This window comes from Mycobacterium sp. NPDC003449 (assembly GCF_053588415.1).
This window is the reverse complement of sequence record NZ_JBSFPX010000071.1, coordinates 25,144-31,665: the sequence shown is the minus strand read 5'-3', so window position 1 is coordinate 31,665 and position 6,522 is coordinate 25,144. Positions and strand designations below refer to the sequence as shown.

Annotated in this window: 5 protein-coding genes; 1 reads left to right on the top strand and 4 read right to left on the bottom strand. The window is 69.7% G+C overall.

Going from position 1 to position 6,522, the window contains the following annotated elements:
- The 4 genes from ACWDTP_RS18975 to ACWDTP_RS18960 form a co-directional block, all read right to left on the bottom strand.
- On the bottom strand, nucleotides 1–1,594 hold a 1,594-nt coding region (locus tag ACWDTP_RS18975; RefSeq protein ID WP_450022480.1), incomplete at its 3' end, for an HAD-IC family P-type ATPase.
- Nucleotides 1,591–3,162: a serine hydrolase gene (locus tag ACWDTP_RS18970; RefSeq protein WP_450022478.1), complete on the bottom strand. Its 1,572-nt coding sequence runs from the start codon at nucleotides 3,160–3,162 to the stop codon at nucleotides 1,591–1,593. The genes ACWDTP_RS18975 and ACWDTP_RS18970, both read right to left, overlap by 4 nt.
- Nucleotides 3,163–3,180: 18 nt before the next feature.
- Nucleotides 3,181–4,287 carry an MBL fold metallo-hydrolase gene (locus ACWDTP_RS18965; RefSeq protein ID WP_450022476.1) on the bottom strand — a complete coding sequence of 369 codons (1,107 nt, stop codon included), beginning with the start codon at nucleotides 4,285–4,287 and terminating at the stop codon, nucleotides 3,181–3,183.
- Nucleotide 4,288: 1 nt separating this feature from the next.
- Complete coding sequence (locus tag ACWDTP_RS18960) at nucleotides 4,289–5,023, bottom strand: enoyl-CoA hydratase (protein WP_450022474.1); 735 nt, start codon at nucleotides 5,021–5,023, stop codon at nucleotides 4,289–4,291.
- 26 nt (nucleotides 5,024–5,049) lie between these two features.
- Between ACWDTP_RS18960 and ACWDTP_RS18955 the strand changes: the two genes are divergently transcribed.
- Complete coding sequence (locus tag ACWDTP_RS18955) at nucleotides 5,050–6,519, top strand: carboxyl transferase domain-containing protein (RefSeq protein ID WP_450022472.1); 1,470 nt, start codon at nucleotides 5,050–5,052, stop codon at nucleotides 6,517–6,519.
- Nucleotides 6,520–6,522: the final 3 nt, after the last annotated feature.

The following is a 6,522-nucleotide window of genomic DNA, read 5'->3' as shown; positions in this document are numbered from 1 at the left end:
CGCCGTCGCCGGTCATCGCCACCGTGTGGCCGCGCGATTGCAGGGCGTGCACCATGGCGCGCTTCTGGTCCGGGCGGACCCGGCCGAACGTGGTGTACTCATCCAGTGCCGCGGCCAGTTCCCCGGTTTGCTGCGGAAGCCGCCTGGCGTCCATCGTCTCACCGTGCAGACCGAGCTTACCCGCAACCGCACCCACCGAAACCGCGTTGTCACCGGAGATCACCTTGACCGAGACATGCTGCGAGGCAAAGTACTCCAGGGTTTCCCCGGCATCGGGACGGATGCGCTGCTCGAGCACCACCAGCGCCACCGGGGTCACCGTGCCTGGGGCGTCCGCGGCGTCGACGGGCACATCGCAGGAGCCCACCAACAGCACCCGCAGGCCCTGCGCACCGATCTGCTCGGCCTGTTCGGCCACGGGTGATCCGGCGTCCAGCAACACATCCGGTGCGCCGATCACCCAGTTCCCGTGCTCACCGTAGGAGGCTCCGCTCCATTTGGTGGCCGATTTGAACGGTGCGGTCGCGGTGGCGGTCCAGCCCGGCGCAGACTGGTACGCCTCGGCGATGGCGGCCATGCTCGCGTTGGGTCTGGTGTCGTCGGCGGCCAGCTGCGACAGCACCTCGGCGACGTCATCGCGGGTCAGGGTCTGCAGATCGCTGACCCGCATACCGTTCTCGGTCAGCGTGCCGGTCTTGTCGGCACACACCACGTCGACCCGGGCCAGGCCCTCGATCGCGGGTAACTCGTTGACCAGGCACTGGCGCCGGCCCAGCCGGACCACACCGACCGCGAACGCGATCGAGGTCAGCAGCACCAGGCCCTCGGGGACCATCGGCACCAGCGCCCCGACCATGCGCAGCACCGCTTCCCGCCAGTCGGCGTCGGTGGTGAACAGCTGGGTGTAGATGGTCAGCAGGCCGGCCGGGACCAGCAGATAGGTGATGAACTGCAGGATCTTGTTGATGCCGTTGCGTAGTTCGGATTTCACCAGGGTGAACTTGGTGGCCTCCTCGGCGAGCTTGGCGGCGTAGGCCTCGTGCCCCACCTTGGTGGCCCGGTAGGCCCCGCTGCCCGCGACCACGAAACTCCCGGACATGACGGCGTCGCCGGAATCTTTGGCGATGGGATCGGCCTCACCGGTGAGCAGCGATTCGTCGACCTCGAGGTTGGCCTCCTCGACGATCTCGCCGTCGACCACGATCTGGTCACCGGGCCCCAGTTCGATGATGTCGTCGAGCACCACCTCGCTGGGCAGCACCGCCCGGGTTCCCGACTGCCTGCGCACGGTGGGTTTCGCCTGTCCGACGATGGCCAGCTTGTCGAGGGTCTGCTTGGCCCGGAGCTCCTGGATGATGCCGATCGCGCTGTTGGCGATGATCAGCAGGCCGAACGCGCCGTTGATCACCGAGCCCGTGGACATCACGATGACGAACAGCACCCCGAGGATCGCATTGATCCGGGTGAAGACGTTGCCCCGCACGATATCCGAAACGCTGCGCGCCGCGCGGGTCGGCACATCGTTGGTCTTGCCCTCGGCGATCCGCTGTTCGACGTCGGCATCGGAGAGGCCGGTGGCGGTGAGCGTGGTCATCGGGTGAAGGTCCCCATTCCGTCCTCGTCGTAGTACTCCAGTGTCAGCCGGCCCCCGGCGAACGTCGCCTTGGAGATCGTTCCCGGCGGCGCGTTCTCGGTGGTGAACGCGAAAGTGAACACGTCACCATCCCAATGCCGCAGCGGCACCCGCAGCGTGTGTCCCAGGGCCAGGCTCAGCGTGCCACCCTGTTCGGATACCGTGGCCGGTCCCCAGTAATCATTACGGTAGACGCCGGTGTATGACGAAAGCGGTTTGGCGGCTGCGGGATCGGCCGGCGGCTGCCTACCCACCAGCTCGCCTTCCGGCGCGTCCATCGAGGCGAACGCGTCGGCGTACAACGTGCGCCAGTCCTCGCGGATCTCACCGAACTGCACCAGATCGGCGAACTCGGCGGTCAGGGTTTCAGGAATGCCCGACGGGGTCGCATTGGTCAGCGCCACGACAGCGACATCCGCCGACGGGATGATGACGAAGTTGGTCCCGGCGCCGAGTTCGAAGGCGCCGGAGTGGCTGAGCTGGGTGCGCGCAGCCGAGGTGGTGCCGACGTTGAATCCGTAACCGTAGAAACCGGACCGCATCGCGGGCTCGGCGCCCCGGCTGGACACCACCTGCGGGGTGACGGCGGGCAGCAGGGCGTCCGCGTCGATCACCCGCTTACCGTCCAGCGAGCCGTTGCCGAGCACCATGGCCAGCCAGCGGGCGACATCGTTGACCGAGGAGCTCACCCCGCCCGCGGGTGACTGAGGGTCGGGATCGCGTACGTACCTCGCTTGGTAACCGTCTTGAACCCGGATATGGCCGACGGCCCGGTCGGTGCGGGACCGATAGTCGGCGAAGCGCGAACTCGTCGACGCCATCCCCAGCGGCCGGTAGAGCACATCCTCGCTGAGCTGCTCCCAGGTCTTCCCCGCAGCGGTCGCGACAGCCTCGGCCGCGGCGGTGAGGCCGAAGTTGGTGTAGGCGTAGGAGATCCGGAACGGGTCGAGCGGCAGCCGGCGCAGATGGTCCAGGACGTAGTGGCGGTCATAGCCCAGATCCTCCAACTTGTCCCCGGCGTGATCGGGCAGGCCCGACCGGTGCGCGAACAGGTCACCGACCGTGACCATTGTGGTGACGACCGGATCGGACAGGCCGAACCACGGCAGTTCGGACACCACCGGCGTGTCCCAGCCGATCTTCCCGTTGCCCACCTCGTGCGCAACGACGGTGGCGGACAGGGATTTCGACAACGACGCCAACTGGAACACCGTGTCGGCGTCGACCCGGTTGGCTTCGGCGTCGCCGGCACTCGTATCCCGCACACCGAATCCCTTGGCATACACCGTCTTACCGCCATGCACCACGGCCACTGCCATACCCGGGATGCCCGAATCGCGGATGAGTTCCTCGGCGATGCCGTCCAGCTGGGCCACCGCGTTCTCGACCGCGTTCTCGGGCAACGGCACCGCGGCCACCAGCGGCGGCGGTGCCTCGGAGCGCGGCGGCGCGGACTGGTCAGCGGTGTGACAGCCGACCAACAGCACGGCTATCGCACCCGCGGCGGTGGTCGCCAGAATGTGCCTCACAGCCAGCACGCTAGCGGTTTACAGCTGCCACCACGCGTCGATCGCAGGCGATTCCCGGTCGACCCGCTGCCCGGGCTTGGGCACCGCAACCCGCACCCCGGCCGGGTCGGCCGCCGCGAGCAACCGGTGCACCGGTTCGGCCCACGGATGCGGGGCCAGCCGGAACGTGGCCCAGTGGATGGGCACCAGCAGCCCGGATTCGGTGACATCGAGGTGCGCGCGGACCGCCTCCTCGGGATTCATGTGGATATCCGGCCAGGCCGGGTGGTAGGCCCCGACCGGTAGCAGGGTCAGATCGAAAGGACCGTGTTCGGAACCGATTTCGCTGAAGGCCTTGGTGTAGCCGGTGTCGCCGCCGAAGAACGCCCGGTGCCCGGGACCGAGAATGGCCCAGGACGCCCACAGCGTGGTGTTGCGCCGGAACAGCCGGCCCGAGAAGTGCCGTGCCGGGGTGCAGACCAGCGTCAGTTCGCCGATCCGGTGGCTTTCGTTCCAGTCCAGCTCGACGATGCGGTCCTCGGGAATCCCCCACTTACGCAGATGTGCGCCGATTCCGAGCGGCACGACGAACGGCGACCGCTGGGTGCGGGCCAGGCCGAGGACGGTATCGATGTCGAGGTGGTCGTAGTGGTCGTGGCTGATGAGCACCGCGTCCACCGCGGGCAGCGCCTCCAACGGCAGCGGCGGCTCGTGCAGCCGCAGCGGGCCGACCACCCGCGACGGCGAGCAGCGCCGGCTCCAGATCGGATCGGTCAGCACCCGGTATCCGTCGATCTCGAGCAGCGCGGTGGAGTGGCCGTACCAGGACACCGCGCACGATTCCGCCTCGCCGTCGGCCGGCTCGGCCAGCGGTATCGGCCCGGTCGGCCGGCTCGGCCCCTTCGAACCGAATATCTCCCTGACCAGCGCCCGCCGCTCCTCGCGGTCCATGCTGATGCCCGGGGAGGCGGGTTCGACGTTGACGAACACCTCCCCGTCGAACTGCGGCGAGCGCCGCGCGACGGGGCGGATGTCGCGCGGCAGCGCACCGACCGCCGCCGGGGTGCCGCTCAATGCGCGCAGCAACCAGCCGCCGGCCAGCAGCGCGGCCGATCGAACCGCGAACCGCAGCACCCCGCGCAGCATCTCAGGCCCCGGTGAAGTTCGGTGGGCGCTTCTCGATCCGCGCGACCTGCGCCTCGATCACGTCGCTGGAGGCCCACGCCTTGTCGAACAGCTCCTTGTGCGCCGGCCACTGCTCCTCGTAGGCGCCGTCGTCGTTGAGCACGCGCTTGGCGTGCTGCAGCGCTAGCGGGGCGAAACCGGCGAGTTCGGCGGCCCACTTCTGGGCATCGGCCGGCGTGCCGATCCGGTTGGCCATGCCGGTCTGCAGCGCGACGTCGGAGGTGAGCCGCTCCGCGCCCAGCAGCATGCCGCGGGCGCGGCCGTGGCCGACCAGCGATGTCAGCCGCCGGATACTCCAGTTATCGAGCGCCAGACCGTATTTCGCGACCGGGAATTGGAAGTAGGCGTCGGGTGCGACGACCCGCAGATCACAGATCATGGCCAGGATGACGCCCGCGCCGATCGCGGGCCCGTTGATCGCACCGATGACCGGAACGGGCGCCTTGTCGATGGCCAGGTTGAGCGCCAACGCCTTGTCGGGCAGCTTCTCGGCCATCCCGGCGGCATCGCTGAGGTCGGCGCCGGAGCTGAACACCGGACCCTGGCCGGTCAGCACGATGGCCCGGATGTCCTGGTCGGCGGCATTCTCGACCGCCTCGCGAAGGCTGTCGACGAGTTCGCAGTTCAGCGCGTTGCGCCGGTCCTGTCGTTGCAGTTCCAGGGTCAGGACACTGCCGTCTCTGGTGACACCAATCATGGAGCCAGCCTATATAGGCTCGACGGGTGAGTCGGATCGGCGCCCTGGCGCTTCGTGATGCTGTCCTGGACGAGGGCTCTTACCGCAGCTGGGACGCACCCCCGCTGGCCGTCGCCACCAGCGACGAGTACCGGCGCGAGTTGGCCGGCGCGGCGGCCAAGACCGGGCTGGACGAGTCGGTGCTGACCGGCGAGGGGACCGTGTTCGGGCGCCGCGTCGCGGTCGTGGCCTGCGAGTTCGACTTCCTGGCCGGGTCGATCGGGGTGGCCGCTGCCGAGCGGATCATCGTCGCGGTGCAGCGGGCCACCGCCGAACGGCTGCCGTTGCTGGCCTCGCCCAGCTCGGGCGGCACCCGCATGCAGGAGGGTACGGTCGCCTTCCTGCAGATGGTGAAGATCGCCGCGGCCGTCGAACTACACAAACAGGCTCATCTGCCGTACCTGGTCTACCTGCGGCATCCGACCACCGGCGGGGTGTTCGCGTCGTGGGGTTCGCTCGGGCACGTCACCGCGGCCGAGCCGGGCGCCCTGATCGGCTTCCTCGGGCCGCGGGTCTACGAGCACCTGTACGGCGAGCCGTTCCCGTCCGGCATCCAGACCGCGGAGAACCTGCACGCCCACGGCGTCATCGATGGGGTGGTGCCGCCGGAGCTGCTGCGCGACACCCTGGACCGCACGCTGCGGGTGGTCTTGGACACTCCTGCCCCACCCCCGGCCGCCGCAGCGCCCGAACCGCTGCCCGATACCCCGGCCTGGGATTCGGTGCTGGCCTCCCGACGCCCGGACCGGCCCGGCGTCGCCTTTCTGCTCAAGCACGGTGCGACGGACCGGGTGCTGTTGTCGGGGACCGAGCGGGGCGAGGCCGCGACGACGCTGCTGGCGCTGGCCCGGTTCTCCGGGCAGCCCGCGGTGGTGGTCGGGCAGCGCCGCATCGTCGGTGGGCTGGTCGGCCCCGGCGCACTGCGGGAGGCCCGGCGCGGGATGGCGCTGGCCGCGGAGTTGCGGCTGCCGCTGGTGCTGGTGATCGACACCGCGGGGCCCGCGCTGTCGACCGAGGCCGAGGAGGGCGGGCTGGCCGGCGAGATCGCCCGGTGCCTGGCCGAACTCGTCACCCTGGACACCCCGACGGTGTCGGTGCTCATGGGCCAGGGCAGCGGCGGGCCGGCACTGGCGATGGTGCCCGCCGATCGGGTGCTGGCCGCGTCGAACGGCTGGCTGGCCCCGCTGCCGCCCGAGGGTGCCAGTGCGATCGTCTACCGCGACACCGAGCACGCCGCGGAACTGGCTGCCGCGCAGGGGGTCCGATCGGTGGATCTGTTGCGCCACGGCATCGTCGACGTCGTGGTACCCGAGCAGCCCGACGCCGCCGATGAGCCAAGACAGTTCACCGCCAGGTTGTCGGGCGCGATCGCCACCGAGCTGTACCGGCTGCGGTCGGTACCGGCCGATCAGCGGTTGCGGACCCGGCTGGAGCGCTACCGCCGGATCGGGCTCTGAGCC